Annotated in this window: 17 protein-coding genes; 5 read left to right on the top strand and 12 right to left on the bottom strand. The window is 44.7% G+C overall.

What is annotated here, in order from left to right:
* Positions 1–241: 241 nt before the first annotated feature.
* The 8 genes from K5Q99_RS13500 to K5Q99_RS13465 all read right to left on the bottom strand — a co-directional run bounded on the left by K5Q99_RS13500 (position 242) and on the right by K5Q99_RS13465 (position 7,363).
* Positions 242–2,092, bottom strand: coding sequence for a DUF885 domain-containing protein (locus K5Q99_RS13500; RefSeq protein ID WP_220777158.1), 1,851 nt, complete (start codon positions 2,090–2,092; stop codon positions 242–244).
* Between the two features lie 152 nt (positions 2,093–2,244).
* Positions 2,245–3,411, bottom strand: coding sequence for a radical SAM family heme chaperone HemW (gene hemW / locus K5Q99_RS13495; RefSeq protein ID WP_220777157.1), 1,167 nt, complete (start codon positions 3,409–3,411; stop codon positions 2,245–2,247).
* Complete coding sequence (rdgB, locus tag K5Q99_RS13490; protein WP_106649926.1) at positions 3,411–4,028, bottom strand: RdgB/HAM1 family non-canonical purine NTP pyrophosphatase; 618 nt, start codon at positions 4,026–4,028, stop codon at positions 3,411–3,413. Before rdgB ends, hemW begins: the two co-directional genes overlap by 1 nt.
* Positions 4,029–4,167: 139 nt before the next feature.
* Positions 4,168–4,602, bottom strand: coding sequence for a DUF4426 domain-containing protein (locus tag K5Q99_RS13485; RefSeq protein ID WP_006082522.1), 435 nt, complete (start codon positions 4,600–4,602; stop codon positions 4,168–4,170).
* A gap of 131 nt (positions 4,603–4,733) precedes the next feature.
* Complete coding sequence (gene yggU, locus K5Q99_RS13480) at positions 4,734–5,033, bottom strand: DUF167 family protein YggU (RefSeq protein ID WP_106649928.1); 300 nt, start codon at positions 5,031–5,033, stop codon at positions 4,734–4,736.
* On the bottom strand, positions 5,033–5,581 hold the full coding sequence (locus K5Q99_RS13475; protein WP_106649929.1) for a YggT family protein: 549 nt from the start codon (positions 5,579–5,581) through the stop codon (positions 5,033–5,035). Before K5Q99_RS13475 ends, yggU begins: the two co-directional genes overlap by 1 nt.
* Positions 5,582–5,630: 49 nt before the next feature.
* Positions 5,631–6,449, bottom strand: a complete 819-nt coding sequence (gene proC / locus K5Q99_RS13470) for a pyrroline-5-carboxylate reductase (protein ID WP_220777156.1) — start codon at positions 6,447–6,449, stop codon at positions 5,631–5,633.
* A gap of 215 nt (positions 6,450–6,664) precedes the next feature.
* Positions 6,665–7,363 carry a YggS family pyridoxal phosphate-dependent enzyme gene (locus K5Q99_RS13465; RefSeq protein ID WP_220592402.1) on the bottom strand — a complete coding sequence of 233 codons (699 nt, stop codon included), beginning with the start codon at positions 7,361–7,363 and terminating at the stop codon, positions 6,665–6,667.
* A gap of 35 nt (positions 7,364–7,398) precedes the next feature.
* Here K5Q99_RS13465 and K5Q99_RS13460 point away from each other — a divergent pair, with 35 nt between their 5' ends.
* From K5Q99_RS13460 to hemH, 4 genes are all read left to right on the top strand, one after another.
* Positions 7,399–8,436, top strand: a complete 1,038-nt coding sequence (locus K5Q99_RS13460; RefSeq protein WP_006082517.1) for a type IV pilus twitching motility protein PilT — start codon at positions 7,399–7,401, stop codon at positions 8,434–8,436.
* 9 nt (positions 8,437–8,445) lie between these two features.
* Positions 8,446–9,558 carry a PilT/PilU family type 4a pilus ATPase gene (locus K5Q99_RS13455; RefSeq protein ID WP_106649931.1) on the top strand — a complete coding sequence of 371 codons (1,113 nt, stop codon included), beginning with the start codon at positions 8,446–8,448 and terminating at the stop codon, positions 9,556–9,558.
* A gap of 187 nt (positions 9,559–9,745) precedes the next feature.
* The gene (locus K5Q99_RS13450; RefSeq protein WP_220777155.1) at positions 9,746–10,285 is read left to right on the top strand and encodes a glutathione peroxidase; all 540 of its coding nucleotides are present in this window, start codon (positions 9,746–9,748) and stop codon (positions 10,283–10,285) included.
* Between the two features lie 32 nt (positions 10,286–10,317).
* The gene (hemH, locus tag K5Q99_RS13445) at positions 10,318–11,331 is read left to right on the top strand and encodes a ferrochelatase (protein ID WP_220777154.1); all 1,014 of its coding nucleotides are present in this window, start codon (positions 10,318–10,320) and stop codon (positions 11,329–11,331) included.
* Positions 11,332–11,417: 86 nt separating this feature from the next.
* Here hemH and ruvX read toward each other — a convergent pair whose 3' ends face one another.
* From ruvX to K5Q99_RS13425, 4 genes are all read right to left on the bottom strand, one after another.
* Entirely contained in the window at positions 11,418–11,843 is a 426-nt protein-coding gene (gene ruvX / locus K5Q99_RS13440) for a Holliday junction resolvase RuvX (RefSeq protein WP_006082513.1), read from the bottom strand.
* 29 nt (positions 11,844–11,872) lie between these two features.
* Positions 11,873–12,436 carry a YqgE/AlgH family protein gene (locus K5Q99_RS13435; RefSeq protein ID WP_006082512.1) on the bottom strand — a complete coding sequence of 188 codons (564 nt, stop codon included), beginning with the start codon at positions 12,434–12,436 and terminating at the stop codon, positions 11,873–11,875.
* A gap of 66 nt (positions 12,437–12,502) precedes the next feature.
* Positions 12,503–12,832: a stress response translation initiation inhibitor YciH gene (gene yciH / locus K5Q99_RS13430; RefSeq protein WP_037392612.1), complete on the bottom strand. Its 330-nt coding sequence runs from the start codon at positions 12,830–12,832 to the stop codon at positions 12,503–12,505.
* Positions 12,833–13,010: 178 nt separating this feature from the next.
* Positions 13,011–13,328: a hypothetical protein gene (locus K5Q99_RS13425; protein WP_220777153.1), complete on the bottom strand. Its 318-nt coding sequence runs from the start codon at positions 13,326–13,328 to the stop codon at positions 13,011–13,013.
* 180 nt (positions 13,329–13,508) lie between these two features.
* Between K5Q99_RS13425 and K5Q99_RS13420 the strand changes: the two genes are divergently transcribed.
* Positions 13,509–14,069 carry a DUF4136 domain-containing protein gene (locus tag K5Q99_RS13420; RefSeq protein WP_220777152.1) on the top strand — a complete coding sequence of 187 codons (561 nt, stop codon included), beginning with the start codon at positions 13,509–13,511 and terminating at the stop codon, positions 14,067–14,069.
* Positions 14,070–14,168: the final 99 nt, after the last annotated feature.

Raw genomic sequence — 14,168 nt, 5'->3', positions numbered from 1 at the left:
GTGTGTTAAGTGATGTGAAGGCGAGTGCTAAAGCATAAATTAATACAACAAATATAGTGACCCACAGTGAGAAGGGTTCTGTTATCTAACGGGATAATGGTACCAATAAAAAAGCCACTTTCGAGTGGCTTTTTTATTGGGGGTAGCTAAGGCATTCACCTATGTCGCTTTAGTCGTGAAGCAAGTTAACCGTGCTTCACGACTAAGCACTTAGGTATTAAAGCACTAAAGCATTAGTGCATTAGGCCTTTTTCTTGCTGGCTATCCAGAGATCGACTTGTTGCTCTAACACGTCCAGTGGCAATGCGCCGTTAGCAAGTACTAGCGTATGGAAGTCGCGGATATCAAATTGACTGCCAAGCTGTTGCTCTGCTTTATGTCTTAGCTCTAGTAGTTTAATCATACCTACTTTATAGGCTGTCGCTTGCGATGGCATAACGATATGACGTTCAACCATTTTCACCGCATCCGATTTAGCATTGGGCGTATTGTCCACGTAATAGGCAATGCCTTGCTCGCGGGTCCACTTTTTAGCGTGGATACCAGTATCTACGACTAAGCGACATGCACGCCATAGCTCCATTGCTAGACGACCAAAGTCAGAGTAAGGATCGGCGTAGAGTCCCATTTCTTTCGGGAAAGATTCGCTATATAAACCCCAACCCTCGATATACGCGGTATAACCACCAAACTTGCGGAATTTAGGAATATTTTGCAGCTCTTGGGAAATGGCGATCTGCATGTGATGACCCGGAATACCTTCGTGATAGGCCAGTGCCTCCATTTGGTATTTCGGCATGGCTTTCATATCATACAGATTCGCGTAATAACTGCCGGGTCGAGAACCATCCGGGGCTGGTTGTTCATAGAAGGCTTTACCCGCAGATTTTTCCCTAAAGGCTTCAACCTGTTTGACTATCATGACGGCCTTAGGTTTTACTTTGAACACTTCATCCAAGCGCGATTTCATGTTGTCGATGAGCTTAGTCGCCTCTGCTAAATAAGCGGCTTTACCTTCGGCGGTATTGGGGTAGTAGAACTGGGGATCGTCACGCATAAAGCTAAAGAATTGCTGTAAATCGCCTTTAAAATTGACCTTCTTCATGATGGCGCGCATTTCGTTGTGGATACGTTCCACTTCAGAAAGCCCTAAGTCATGGATTTGATCGGCGGTCATGTTTGTCGTAGTAGTACGAGCTAAGGCATTGTTGTAGAAGGCTGCGCCATTAGGGAGTTTCCACGCACCATCACGGTCGTCAGCTTTGGCCGCTAACGTTTTTATATAATCGATGAGCTTGTTGTAGGCGGGCTCGACTTGAGTCACTAGTGCTTGCTCAGCTTGCTTTATTAACGCTTGCTTCTCTGTTTCTTGAATCGCTAATGTGTTCACTTTACGGCGAAAATCTGCGAGTAGCGCGCTATCATCGCCCTTATCAAAAGGCGCACCTTTGATGATGTTTTGGCTGTCTGAAATCACATAGGCGAATACAAACTTAGGCGCAACAATACCTTTGTCTGCGCGGGCTTCTAACACTGTCTGTAATTGACTTAAACGTTTGGGCATGCCATTTAAGCGGCTGATATAGGCCTTAGCATCGCTGACATCTGTGATTTGATGTTGGTTAATTAAGAAGGAGGCGATCATAGAGTGGCCGCCATACATCTGATTCACAGGGTAATTATGGTAGCGCCATTGGTCATCTTCGATGTCATTTTGCAGATTTTGTTTGAGTAAGGTGAGGCTGAGGTTTGTTTGTGGATCGAGTTTTGCCGCATCAATAAGATTGACCTGTGCCAGTTGTTTTTTTGTGCGCGCTAGGGCTTTATCATCGGCGGTATCACCCAGTTCATCCCATTTATCATAGTCTTGTTTGATCCCCATATAAGTCTGCGAAATGGGGCTCGCCATGATGTTTTCCATGAAGATGGTTTCGAACAACGCATTGGCTTTGTCTGATTCGGTTTGCACCACTGCATTCATAGGTTCACTTGCACTGTGTAAGGCTGGCGAGCTTGATGCTGCATACGCGGGAATGGTCAGCAGGGCTGAAAGGGTTAGTGCGACTAAGCTGATTTTAGTTTTTATTGGCATGATCAGGCTTCCTAGATTGAGTTGCATCAATTCTAAAGAAGCTGGACAAGAATGTATGGATATTAATGTTAGAAAATGTGTTAGCAGTAATAGTATTAAACTGCACTATTTAAAGCTAACACATTATTTATAGAGCTATTTTAACGGCATTCTTAGCAGAATTGTGTCAGTAAATCATTAACAAACATATGACCTTTACTGGTTAATTGCCAATGTTCAGCGGATTCTGTCAGTAAACCGCGCTGTTTGGCTTTTTCCATTCCTTCGGTCAATGTGTCTCTGTGCTGTCCGGTACGCAGTTCAAATTCTTGCTTAGGGATAGGTGTCATCAGACGCAGGCGATTCATTAAATATTCGAGCGCGCGATCTTCCTCCGCCACTTCAATCGATTCGAAGGTGTAGTTATTGGCACTGAGATATCCCTTGGGATGTTTAATTTTTACCGTGCGTATGATGCGGTTTTCTTCCGGCAAGGTCACCTTACCGTGGGCGCCACAGCCTATGCCTAGATAATCACCAAACTGCCAGTAGTTGAGATTGTGCCTACATTGATAACCGGGTTTTGCATAGGCGGATATTTCGTATTGCTCATACCCTAATGCGGCCAGCTTTTGTTGACCTTGCTCATAGATATGCCAGAGCGCTTCGTCATCTGGCAGCTGCGGTGGTTTTGAGTGGAATAGGGTGTTGGGCTCAATTGTTAACTGATACCAAGATAAATGCGGTGGATTCAGCGCCGCTGCCGTGTCGATATCGGCCATAGCTTCAGCAAAACTTTGGTTCGGTAATCCATGCATTAAATCAAGGTTGAAACTTAAGTATCCCGCTTGACTGGCTTTTTGGGCGGCGACTTGTGCCTCGTTTTGATCGTGAATACGTCCAAGTAAGTTGAGCTTATCCTTAGAAAAACTCTGCACACCGATAGATAAACGGGTAACACCTGCTGCACGATAGGCACTAAAGTCATCGTGTTCCAAAGTGCCAGGGTTGGCTTCCATGGTGATTTCGATATTGTCACTAAAGGGGATTAGCGCATTAGCACCATCGAGTATGCGTTTGATTTGCAAAGCATCGAATAAGGATGGTGTGCCACCACCGATAAAGATGGTATGGATCTGCCGCCCTTGGACCAGATGTAAATCTTGGCGTAAGTCTTCTAATAGTGCATCAACATAAGCCTCCTGTGGCAGCTCACCATTTTGACCATGGGAGTTAAAGTCGCAGTAAGGACACTTTTGTACGCACCAAGGAATATGGATATACAGACTGAGTGGCGGCAGTTCGAGCTTCATCGCAGTAGTCACGGCAGTTGACGACATTATTGTGCATTCCCGCCAGTTAACACGCCTTGGGCTTGCATGGCGGCGATGAGTTGCACTAGGGCTTTACCACGATGGCTTAAGGCATTTTTCTCGTTGCTGCTCAGCTGTGCCGCGCTACATTGATAATTTTCAGGGATAAAAATCGGATCGTAACCATGGCCATTGTCGCCACTTTGGTTAAAGTCGATTTGGCCTTCCCATGCGGCTTGGCAAATAATTGGGGTAGGATCTTTAGCGTGGCGCATATATACCAGCACACATTGGAATCTTGCACTGCGAGGTGCTGGCTGATCTTTTAATGTCTCAAGTAGTTTCAATACGTTGTCTTGATCTTTGGCATTTTCGCCCGCGTAACGCGCGGAATAAATGCCGGGAGCGCCTTGGAGTAAATCCACTTCTAAACCCGAATCATCGGCAATGGCGGCAAGTCCAGTGATTTCTGCGGCGTGTCTGGCTTTGATAATGGCATTTTCGACAAAAGTAGTGCCCGTTTCGGCCACTTCGCTGACATTAAATTGGCTCTGTGGCAGTACAGTGACACCGTAGCTGGCGAGCATTTGATCGAATTCGGCGAGTTTGCCTTTGTTGCCACTGGCGAGGACGATTTGTTGCATGGAACACCTATATCATTGGGGCGACTTATACTTCGGCAATGATACCCAAGCTGAGGGCTAAAGGACAGGAAAAGGGCGGGACGGTACTGACTTGTACCGTCCCAAGTGGGCTTATGTCTTGCGGTAATCTCAGCTTGGCTTATTCGACGTAGAATTTTTGCTTGAACTGCAAGTTGGTATTTAATTGATTACCATGCTTGATCGCGATATTGAAGTTGATCTCCTGATCATCGCGGTAAGGAACTTCGGCAATATAATAAATCGCATCACCTTCGCGGATCTCTTTGAAGGTTAAGTTGATTCGAGCATCTAATAAGTTATTGGCGACACCAGTAATTTCAACGGGTACTGCGGGTTTATTCGCTTCGCTGATATCTAACACCGCAATGTTGATAATGCCTGTATAGCTACTGCGTTGAATGCCATAGGATTTAGCTATGCTAGGCGTTAAAAATGTACTGCCAAGTGCCATGTAGTGAATGTCAAAATTGCCGACAGTTTCTTTTTGCTCTGCGTTTGCAACACCGCAAAGGCTAGCGGTGAGGGCTAATACAGCCAGAATATTACGGAACATGATGGGATACCTCATATTAGGGAATGTTTGAGTATAGGTCGCTGTGACTATTGTTTATGTTTATCTGTTTATCGATAAATTAACCGCATTCAACGAAATTTGTTGGTTTTCGGCCTTTCAACAGCATTAGCTCAGTTAGTTTGTCCCATCAGCTCAGTAATGACGCTTGGGATGATCTTTGGGTCAATCACGCGGATTTGCTTATGCCTGCCAAGTTCACCTTTCATTATATGAATGTCGCTCTTTGGCACTTTAAAAGTCTTTGCTAAATACTTGCTTAAATGGGCATTGGCCTTACCGTCGATAGGCGGCGCAGTGATGGCGACTTTTAGCTCATCACCGTGCAGTCCTACAATTTGATCACGGCTGGCCTTAGGCTGAATGTAGAGATTAAGCAGCAAGTCACCTTGCTGCAAAGTCACTGCACTCATTAGATCACGGCCCAATAAGGAACATATTGAGCAAGTAACATATTGAGAAAATTCATACCTATAATTACTAACATCACAGATAAATCTAAGCCACCAATTGGCGGTATGATACGGCGGATTGGGGCTAATACGGGTTCAGTTAACTGACCCATGATCATCACAATTGGGTTATAACCTTGGTTAAACCAACTTAATATTGCGCGTATCAACAGCATCCAAAACAGTAAGACCCCCGCTTTCTTGACCACAGACACAACGGCAAACATTAAAAACAGCATTATGTCTATGCCGCCGCCCGCAATCAGGCTTATCAGTAGTACTTTGACCATCACGACTAGCAATGCGAGGACGAATGATGCGGTATCAAACCGTCCTAAGGAAGGCAGAATACGGCGCATTGGTGCGATGAGCGGGTGAGTCGCTTTGACAATAAACTGACTGAAAGGATTATAAAAATCAGCCCTTGCCAGCTGTAGCCATATCCGCAAAATCACCACCATCAAATACAAGTCGAATAGTGTGGTGATTAAAAAGGTAAATGCATTCATCGAGATTTCTACCTATTAAAGTCTGAAATAAAAAACGCGTTAGTGAAAATTAAAATGTCTTAGCCATTTCTTCTGCACGTTTAATGCAGTTTTCCATGGCTTTTTTTACTAAACCACGCATATTCGCCGCTTCAAATGTCGCCAGCGCCTGTGCTGTGGTACCGCCCTTTGAGGTGACATTTTCCCTTAGATTACCTAAGGTCAGTTGTGGATTTTGCTTTGCCATCATAGCAGCGCCGAGCGCTGCTTGCTGAACTAAACTTCTGGCCTTATCTTCATCCATTCCCATTTCTTTGCCAGCATCTATCATAGACTCCATCAACAAAAAGAAATAAGCCGGTGAACTGCCCGATAGTGCAATCACTTGATCTAATTCTGATTCTTCATTAACCCACACAATTTCGCCGCCGCTAGACATCAAACGATCGCAAATGGCTTTCTGCTCGGTAGAAATAGCCTGAGATGCATAGAGGCCTGTCATGCCCACACTAATCTGCATCGGTGTATTGGGCATAGCGCGGATAAGTTTAATATCCTGCGCCAGATAATCGGTATAACGCTTTGCTTTAATGCCTGCAGCGATAGTGATGACTAACTTTTTTGACATATCGACCATTTGTAATGCTTCACACACTTGCTGCATCAATTGCGGTTTTACCGACAGTACTATGACATCGGCAGCTTGCGCTGCGGCTAAATTGTCTTGAGAAACCAAAATGCCTAAATCGGCTTTTAGTGCATCGAGTTTGCCTTGGCTAGGATTGGTCGCTTGGATGAGTTGAGCAGGATAGCCGCTATGAACTAGGCCACTGATAATGCTGCGCGTCATGTTGCCGGCACCGATAAAGCAGATTTTCTGTTGATCCATTTGATTCTCTTCAGTGTGTTAACCGTTAATTTGTAACAGATTCACCTTAAATTAAGATGATAAAACGGTTAGTCATTTGAATGTCAGAGCCTGATTAGTCGACTCTCGCTAATTGATCTTAAATATTGCGCTCTTTGATACAGTATTTGGGCATAAAGCCTTAAAAACAAGGTCAAGTTCGCACACTGACCTCGAACTTCATGCCTCGAGTGAGTTTACGCCGCGTAATTGCGCTCACCAAAAATGGCACTGCCAATACGCACCATAGTTGAACCGCAGCTAATGGCTGTATCTAGATCATTACTCATCCCCATGGAAAGCGTGTCTACACTGGGATAATGTGATTTAAGCTCTTGAAATAGATTGTTTAACTGAGAAAATTCTTTAAGCTGTAACTCAGTATCTGCGGTAGCCGTCGGGATCGCCATTAGGCCTCTCAGTGCAAGATTAGGTAACTGAGCGATAAGCTCGGCCAGTGGCAGCATTTGCGCCGCATCTATGCCAGATTTTGTGTCTTCAGCACTGATATTAATTTGAATGCAGACGTTCAATGGCGCTAATTCAGCTGGACGTTGGTCATTGAGACGTTGGGCTATTTTGTCGCGCGAGACAGTGTGCATCCAATCGAAATGCTGGGCGACTATGCTGGTTTTGTTGGATTGAAGTGGCCCGATAAAGTGCCATTCAATGTCCGGAAAATCCCCCTTGAGCGCGGTAATTTTCTCTGCGCCTTCTTGGACATAGTTTTCGCCAAAGCAACGCTGACCCGCTTGATAGGCTGCTATAATGTCTTCAATAGGTTTGGTCTTGCTGACGGCAAGTAAGCGAATATTGCTAGGTTGGCGTGCACATTTTTGCGCCGCTTGTGCGATCCTGCGCTGGGCGATTGCGAGTCTGTCTGCTATTGTTGTCATGATGTAATTATCTAGTTGCAAGGATATCCCAAACGATGGAAATCACTGAGTTATTGGCATTTAGTGTAAAACACAAAGCCTCGGATCTACACCTTTCTGCAGGGATATCTCCCATGATCCGTGTCGACGGTGAAGTGAGAAAAATTAACCTGCCCGCGCTCGATCACCAAGGCGTACACAGCCTAGTGTACGACATAATGAATGATAAGCAGCGCAAGGACTACGAAGAACATCTAGAAATCGATTTCTCGTTCGAAGTCCCTAATCTTGCCCGCTTTCGTGTTAACGCATTCAATCAATCCCGTGGTGCTGCGGCCGTATTTCGTACCATTCCTAGCGACATCTTGTCACTTGAGCAATTAGGTGCACCGGAGATTTTTAAAAAAATCGCCAGTTTCCCTCGGGGATTAGTGCTAGTGACTGGGCCAACGGGTTCGGGTAAGAGTACCACACTTGCCGCTATGGTGGATTACGTTAACGAAAATCGACATGATCACATCTTAACCATTGAAGATCCTATCGAATTCGTACACCAAAATAAGCAATGTTTGATTAACCAGCGTGAAGTTCACCGCCATACTCACAGCTTTAATGCGGCACTTAGAAGCGCACTACGTGAAGATCCGGACGTGATTTTAGTCGGTGAGATGCGTGATCTTGAAACCATTCGTTTGGCTATGACCGCTGCAGAAACGGGCCACTTAGTGTTTGGTACCTTGCATACCACCTCAGCCGCGAAAACCATTGACCGTGTGGTCGACGTGTTCCCCGCCGGAGAAAAAGACATGGTGCGCACTATGTTGTCGGAATCGCTGCAAGCGGTTATTTCACAAACCCTGATTAAAAAAGTCGGTGGAGGCCGTGTTGCCGCCCATGAAATCATGATGGGCACGCCCGCTATTCGTAACCTTATTCGTGAAGATAAAGTGGCGCAGATGTATTCGGCGATTCAAACCGGGATGGCCCACGGAATGCAGACCTTAGAGCAATGTTTACAGAACTTAGTCAATCGCGGTCTTATTACCCGTGAAGATGCAATGGCGAAGAGTTCGAATAAACAAGCGACATTTTAAGGATTTATGATGGATGTTCTTCCGTTTTTAAAAGTGATCGTTGAGCGCAAAGCCTCCGACTTATTTATCACTGCTGGTTTTCCACCGAGTGCCAAGATTGACGGTGAATTGCGTCCTTTGGCTGAAAGTGCTTTTACTCCAGCCCAATCACTGGATTTTGTTGAATCCTTAATGACCGAAGCGCAGAAACAAGAGTTTCATTCGAGTCGTGAGTGTAACTTTGCTTTTGCGGCAAAGGATTTAGGTCGTTTTCGGGTGAGCGCCTTCTGGCAACGCGAATCGCCTGGCTGCGTGATGCGCCGTATTGAAACTAAAATCCCAGATGTCGATGATTTAAAACTGCCGCCTATTTTAAAAGATCTGGTGATGAGCAAACGGGGTCTTATCATTATGGTGGGCGGAACGGGGACGGGTAAGTCAACGTCCTTAGCGGCCTTGGTAGGCTATCGCAATGCCCATGCCCGTGGTCATATTTTAACTATCGAAGATCCCGTCGAATTTGTTCACGACCACAGAAAAAGTATTATCACCCAACGTGAAGTCGGCATAGATACAGAGTCTTTTGATGCGGCGCTAAAAAGCTCTCTTCGCCAAGCCCCCGATGTGATCTTGATTGGTGAAATTCGTACCCAAGAAACGATGGAGTTCGCGTTGTCATTTGCGGAAACGGGTCACCTTTGTATGGCAACCTTGCATGCCAACAATGCCAACCAAGCATTAGACCGGATTATGCATCTTGTGCCTGAGAGTAAACATCAACAATTGTTGTTCGATTTGTCATTGAATTTGCGCGGTATTGTGGCTCAGCAATTGATCCCAAAAGTCGATGGCACAGGGCGCCGTGCCGCGATTGAAGTCTTGATTAACACCCCAAGGGTGGCAAGTTTAATTGCGAAAAACGAGCTGCACTTGCTCAAAGAAACCATGGCCAAATCCAACGAGCAGGGCATGCAGACGTTCGATCAGGCCTTGCTGAAACTTTATGTCGATGGCGAGATTAGTTACGCCGATGCGCTGCACCATGCTGATTCACCAAACGATTTACGTTTGATGATTAAATTGCAGAATAAAGAATCCACGGGCTCAGGTTTTATGGAAGGTGTCACCTTAGACATGGACTAACGCGAGAGTTAGGTTCTGGATTCAGCAGCTCTTTATGGGCTGCTTTTTATTGATGTTATTAGATTTTCGTTCAGCTCAATCGGTTTTACTTCATCGCTATGTGGTGGTTAACCATAGCTTTTATTTTTTAATTCAATATGATCTTTACCTAGTGCGTTTACGTAATGTACCGGTAAAGGAGAAAGCAATGAAAAAATTACCTATGATATTCGCTATGACAGCGAGCTTGATAAGTGCTGGCGCTATGGCGACCACTTGTCCCGAATACCTGAACCTTGAAGTACGAAAATTACATTCTGAAGAAACAGTTAATCTGTGTGAATTGACTCAGGGAAAACCCGTGTTGATTGTTAACACTGCCAGTAACTGTGGCTACACCCCGCAGTTTAAAGCGCTCGAAGCATTGCATGAAAATTATAAAGACAAAGGCTTAGTGGTCATTGGTTTCCCATCGGATGATTTTTTCCAAGAAGAAAATGATGAGAAAGATACGGCTAAGGTGTGTTACATCAATTACGGTGTCACCTTTACTATGCTGTCGACATCGCCAGTACGTGGCAGTGACGCTAATAGCGTATTTAAATACTTAGCCGAAAAAACCGGTGCGCCTAAATGGAATTTTTACAAGTATGTCGTTAGCGGCGATGGCGCGGTTGTGCAACAGTTCAATTCTAAAGTGAAGCCTGATAGCGAAGAGCTTAAGCAAGCAATAGAATCTGTACTTTAATCTTACGAATATTTATTAATTAAGAGGCTGTTTTGGCTAAATTTTCAGGCTTAACCAAAGAAGTTGGACACGGACAGCGCGGCAAAGTGGGCGTGCTGTTGTTGAATTTAGGCACGCCAGATGCACCCACTGCATCGGCTGTTAGGCGTTATCTTGCTGAGTTCTTAGCAGATCCCCGCGTAGTCGAAATTCCTAAATTAGTGTGGATGATGATTTTACACGGGATCATTTTGCGGGTACGCCCAGCAAAATCGGCGGCGTTATACCAGAAGGTGTGGACAGCGGCGGGATCACCGTTAATGGACATTAGTTTGCGTCAAACGGCGAAGTTAGCGGATAAACTAAACGCCGATAACTATGATGTATCTGTCCATTTAGCCATGCGTTATGGCAGTCCATCGGTCGCCAGTACATTGCAGACTATGCATCAAAATGGCATAGACAAAATCGTTGTTTTACCTTTATATCCACAATATGCTGCGCCCACTACGGGTTCTGCTTTTGATGCAATTGCGGCTGAGTTGTCCAAGTGGCGCTATATTCCATCGTTGCATTTTATTAATACTTATCATGATAATACTGACTTTATTAATGCTCTGGCAAATTCGATAAAGGCAGATTTTGAGTCCCATGGTAAACCACAAAAATTGGTGTTGTCCTACCATGGTATGCCTGAGCGTAATTTGCATTTAGGCGATCCGTATTACTGCTTCTGCATGAAAACGACTCGACTGGTTACCGAAAAGCTTGGGTTAGGTAAAGATGAGTTTGTGATGACATTCCAATCGCGTTTTGGTAAAGCTAAATGGCTACAACCTTATACCGATGCGACTTTAAAAGCGTTGCCGCAACAAGGTGTACGTGATATCGCTATCGTTTGTCCGGCTTTTAGCGCCGATTGTTTAGAAACGCTGGAAGAAATTGTTGGTGAGAATGGTCATTTGTTTGCCGAGGCGGGTGGTGAGAAGTTCCGCTACATTGCAGCATTAAATGATGATGATGCGCATATAACTATGATGGCCAACTTAGTGAAGCCACATTTTTGATCTGGTAATTTATCGGGTTAACCATCAAACTAAAAGGATAAGGCAACTTATCCTTTTCTTTTTATTGTAGTTTTATTTATGTGGCATTACTTGCTGAAGTTATTTTCGAAGTAGCTTTCAATTATTAGGACGGCTGACACTGCATCGACTTGGCCTTTGGTGAGTGCCTTGAATCCGCCTAACTCGAACAACCTCGCCTTAGCATCGGTAGTGGTTAATCGCTCATCTTGAGTGGCTATTTTGACTTTGAACTTAGCATTGATACGGTTCGCAAATTTACGCGCCCTGTGGGTCATATCTTGCTCAGTGCCATCCATGTTTAAGGGCAGGCCGACGACCACTAAGTCTGGTTGCCATTCTTTGATTAAGTCGCCTATTTGATCCCAGTTGGGTATCCCATCGACGGCTTTAATTGACAACAATGGCGTGGCGCTGGCGGTGATTTCTTGGCCTATAGCCACACCAATACTTTTAGTGCCAAAATCAAAGCCTAATACGGTTTTCGAATTCATAGTGTGCTGACTTATATTAATAAATAGGGTTAAGCGTGACCCGCTTGAGCTGAGACTTGCCAAGCATCAAATCCAAGAGCTCGGCTGGCCTGTGGCCAACGGTCTTCGTGTTTAATGTCAAACAAGAGTGCATTCGTTGCTGGAATCGTTAGCCAAGAATTATCGGCAAGCTCTTGTTCGAGCTGATCTTTGCTCCATCCCGCATATCCTAAGGCGACGAGAAACTTCTCTGGCGATCTGTTGCTTCCAATAGCGGTTAACACATCGCGGGAGGTGGTCAGCATTAAACCACAACCCAGATCTGTGCTGTTGGCCCAATAGGGCTGAGAGGTATGCAGTACGAAGCCGCGATCTTGGGAAACGGGTCCGCCCATCATAACATTGGCATTGAACGCTAAATCGGTGGAGACTTGCTCAGCTGGCAAATCCATTTGTTCTAATAGCGAATTCACTTCGATACCGAGCGGTTTATTGATCACCAGTCCCATGGCACCTTTAGCATCATGTTCACAGATATAGATGACTGAGCGTTCAAAAAACGTATCGTGCAGTGAAGGCATGGCAATTAAGAAATGGTTCTGCAAACTCTCCATTAAACTACTCCGTTCTATGTGGCTAAGTTGATCTAGCATGCTGCTATATTGCTAAGTCGGGCGAGATTAACCGCCAGCTAATTTAACTTTGTAGTTCTGCTTCTCAAGCAATAGCTTTAATTGCTCGCGGTTGTCCGTTTGGACCTCAATAGTGAAATCTTTAACCGTTCCACCACAACCACATTGTTTTTTAAGGGTTTGAGCCATTGCTTTTAACGCGGTTTCATCGAGACCTAGGCCTGAGATAATCGAAACGCCTTTGCCTTTGCGGCCCTTACTGTCTCTATGGATCCTGACTATACCGTCGGATTCAGGAATCGCTTTAGTGACGGGCTCTGCATTAATACGGCCTTTGTCGGTGCTGTACACTAAGGATACATTAGGATCTGCTTTCATAGGTTTCATTCATTGGTGTTAAAAGATGACTTATACCCGTTGAGTTTATCAAATTTGCAGGGGTTCTGGGAGGTAAAAAAAGACCACTTGAGGATTATCCTTAAGTGGTCTGAACAAAATGCTAACTCTTTGCAGGGAAGTGAGCATATTTTTGAAAAAGGGAGCGTTTTCAGCCGTTTTAATTCATGCGCATCAAGACCATGACGATCAGCGCCACTGCGGTCAGTAAGGCGCTGGGCATAATAAATTTATGCAGCTTAGGTAACGCAATTAAGCAGGCGGTAGTCACAAAGCCGAATGCGGCGACTGTGGCATAATTAGTGCCATTCGCGACGGTATCAATGACCAACCAGCCAAGTACAATAAGAGGTAAAATCAGTAAGCTGACAGGCAAATGGCGCTTTATTTTGGCGTTATTGGCCTCGAGAGAAATTTTTTCTGGTGCAAGGAAAAAAATGGCAGATGCAACCATAAACGCGCTAATAAACCAGTACATTTCAACACCTCCCTCAAATCTTAATTGATAATCATTATCATCTTTGGTTTTGCTGAAGTCAAGCTGAATGAGATGCCGCTTTTTAATCAATTGAGTTGTAGATTAGGCTATTGCTCTGTAAGCTAAATTCATATCTCTGATACTTGTCTTTGTTCGGGTCGAACATCTGAGGAAATTAAGATGAAAAATATTTTTGTAGCATTAGCTATGTTGGCACTCAGTGCCTGTAGTTCGATGAAGTCAGGTTGGGATTTTGATCCTAGCGCCAATTTTACCCAATATAAAACCTATGCTTGGGTTGCTCAGAAAACGGATTCTGCTGGATATCATTTGGATGGCTTGATGGACCAACGGGTCAGAGAAGCGGTGAATAGCCAGTTAGCGAGTAAGGGGATGACATTAGTTGATGCAAAAGATGCTGATGTACTTGTTAATTATCTGACCAAAGTTGATAAGAAGATTAATGTTGATACCTTCAATAGTAATTTTGGCTACAACCCATACTATGGTCCAGGATGGGGTTGGGGCGGCAATATGCAGACCCAAACTACAGTAAGAGAATATGAAGTCGGCACCCTGATTATTGATTTGGTTGATAATAAAACCACTAAACTGATCTGGCGTGGTTCTGTTGCCGATACCATTCGCGACAAAAATACCCCAGAAGAAAGAGTACAGATCATCAATCAAGCAGTGGGCAGTGTAATGGCAAATTATCCACCTAAGCCTGACACTAAGTAGTTCTGATTCAGTTTGAATGAACATTAAGCGGCCTAAGGGCCGCTTTTTTGTGGCTGATTTTTAGGCTTTTTGTCTTCTCGATTAGATGATCTGCAGTTA

Origin of the sequence: Shewanella hafniensis, from assembly GCF_019655335.1 — a bacterium.
GTDB classification, from domain to species: domain Bacteria; phylum Pseudomonadota; class Gammaproteobacteria; order Enterobacterales; family Shewanellaceae; genus Shewanella; species Shewanella hafniensis.
This window is presented reverse-complemented; position numbering and strand designations above follow the sequence as displayed.

Excerpts from the sequence above, each read along its gene's own strand:
- proC (WP_220777156.1), bottom strand. The coding sequence starts at position 6,449 with ATGGATCAACAGAAAATCTGCTTTATCGGTGCCGGCAACATGACGCGC.
- K5Q99_RS13420 (WP_220777152.1), top strand. The coding sequence starts at position 13,509 with ATGAAAAATATTTTTGTAGCATTAGCTATGTTGGCACTCAGTGCCTGT.
- K5Q99_RS13450 (WP_220777155.1), top strand. The coding sequence starts at position 9,746 with ATGAAAAAATTACCTATGATATTCGCTATGACAGCGAGCTTGATAAGT.
- K5Q99_RS13435 (WP_006082512.1), bottom strand. The coding sequence starts at position 12,436 with ATGGAGAGTTTGCAGAACCATTTCTTAATTGCCATGCCTTCACTGCAC.
- rdgB (WP_106649926.1), bottom strand. The coding sequence starts at position 4,028 with ATGCAACAAATCGTCCTCGCCAGTGGCAACAAAGGCAAACTCGCCGAA.
- K5Q99_RS13500 (WP_220777158.1), bottom strand. The coding sequence starts at position 2,092 with ATGCCAATAAAAACTAAAATCAGCTTAGTCGCACTAACCCTTTCAGCC.
- yggU (WP_106649928.1), bottom strand. The coding sequence starts at position 5,033 with ATGAGTGCAGTGACTTTGCAGCAAGGTGACTTGCTGCTTAATCTCTAC.
- K5Q99_RS13425 (WP_220777153.1), bottom strand. The coding sequence starts at position 13,328 with ATGTACTGGTTTATTAGCGCGTTTATGGTTGCATCTGCCATTTTTTTC.
- yciH (WP_037392612.1), bottom strand. The coding sequence starts at position 12,832 with ATGAAAGCAGATCCTAATGTATCCTTAGTGTACAGCACCGACAAAGGC.
- K5Q99_RS13475 (WP_106649929.1), bottom strand. The coding sequence starts at position 5,581 with ATGAATGCATTTACCTTTTTAATCACCACACTATTCGACTTGTATTTG.
- K5Q99_RS13465 (WP_220592402.1), bottom strand. The coding sequence starts at position 7,363 with ATGACAACAATAGCAGACAGACTCGCAATCGCCCAGCGCAGGATCGCA.
- ruvX (WP_006082513.1), bottom strand. The coding sequence starts at position 11,843 with ATGAATTCGAAAACCGTATTAGGCTTTGATTTTGGCACTAAAAGTATT.
- K5Q99_RS13460 (WP_006082517.1), top strand. The coding sequence starts at position 7,399 with ATGGAAATCACTGAGTTATTGGCATTTAGTGTAAAACACAAAGCCTCG.
- K5Q99_RS13455 (WP_106649931.1), top strand. The coding sequence starts at position 8,446 with ATGGATGTTCTTCCGTTTTTAAAAGTGATCGTTGAGCGCAAAGCCTCC.
- K5Q99_RS13485 (WP_006082522.1), bottom strand. The coding sequence starts at position 4,602 with ATGTTCCGTAATATTCTGGCTGTATTAGCCCTCACCGCTAGCCTTTGC.
- hemW (WP_220777157.1), bottom strand. The coding sequence starts at position 3,411 with ATGTCGTCAACTGCCGTGACTACTGCGATGAAGCTCGAACTGCCGCCA.